The sequence below is a fragment of the Cellvibrio mixtus subsp. mixtus J3-8 genome (genome assembly GCF_000766945.1).
GTDB classification, from domain to species: domain Bacteria; phylum Pseudomonadota; class Gammaproteobacteria; order Pseudomonadales; family Cellvibrionaceae; genus Cellvibrio; species Cellvibrio mixtus_A.
Map to the genome: position 1 here is coordinate 11,867 of NZ_KN266220.1, position 1,377 is coordinate 13,243.

The 1,377-nt window shown below is 50.2% G+C and carries 1 protein-coding gene; it reads left to right on the plus strand.

Annotation, left to right across the window (positions count from 1 at the left end; translation table 11 throughout):
• Window positions 1-22: 22 nt before the first annotated feature.
• Window positions 23-1,377, plus strand: a 1,355-nt coding sequence (locus A596_RS21695; RefSeq protein ID WP_039918854.1) for a DUF4815 domain-containing protein, incomplete at its 3' end; no start/stop codon positions are given.

Here is a 1,377-nt window from a genome sequence, read left to right on the forward strand (position 1 = left end):
CTTTTAATTTTCCGGTGCTGCCATGACTAACACTTATAATCATTTTGACCCCGATAAAAATTACGATTCTATTTTGTTTCGCTCCGACAAAGTGTTGCAAACAGCAGAATTCAATGAATTACAAAGTGCAATGCATCATCGTCTGCAAAATATCAGCGATGTATTGTTTGCCGACGGCGATATTATCCGCGATGCAGGCATAGTGATTAATGCAGATACTGGTGCGGTGTCGATTGAATCCGGTGCGCTTTATCTTGCTGGTGCAGTTCGCGGTGTAGGTGCCAAGAACTTGAGCGTACCACTTGATGACATTGTGGTGATTGGTGTGTATGTCCACTCACTCACTATCACTGAAATGCAAGACCCTACTCTATTGAATCCGGCGGTGGGTGCGCGTGGCTACAAGCAGCCCGGTGCAGCACGCAACCAAATCAATACACAATGGGGCATTTACGGCGATGGCACTGAAGGTGTCTTCTATCCCGTCTATACCATCGATCACGGCCACATCTCCGCCAAAGAGCCACCACCCACACTGGATGCCGTTTCACAAGCCATAGCGCGCTACGACCGCGATAGCTCGGGGTCTAACTATGTCGTAAGTGGATTGCGTGTCACAGCGCTGCCAGACGCGGTTAACGGCGATCAAATGTATAACCTCGAAGAAGGCCGCGCGCGCGTTAATGGTTTTGGTGTGCAATTGAATACCTCGCGTCGTATTCATTATGCCGCTGTACCGGTATTGAAATTTATCGACAGCGAGCCGCACACCTCCACCACCATCAACAATCAGCGCGTAAATCTGGATCGCACACCCGCAGCGGAAATTGAACAGGTACGCATCACAGCGCAACGCACCGTCACGATCAACCACGGCACCTATGCGGGGGCGCCTGATCCACTGCCAGACACGTCGGTTATTCAAATTACGCAGGTGAAACAAGGTGCAACAACTTACAACAAAAATGCCGACTGGATATTAGCCGCGGGCAAAGTGGACTGGTCGCCGAATGGTGCGGAGCCAAGTCCCGGCTCTTCGTATGATGTGACTTACCAATACATCAAAGATGCGGAAATCACTAACGCCGACGACACCGGCTTTAATGTTGCCGGTGCCGTCGCCGACACATTGATTTTGGTTACTTACCGTGTGAAGTTACCGCGCATTGATCGCTTGTGTTTAAACGAAAAAGGCGAGCACATTTGGATCGAAGGAATTTCTACCGATTACAATCCAGTGCGCCCGCCAGTGCCCTCACATTTGATTGAATTAGCCCAAGTCATTCAAACATGGACAGAGGCTCGCGAAATTATTAATGACGGCGTGCGCACCGTTGCGATGGCCGATATCGACGCGCTGAGCCAGCGCATGAATTT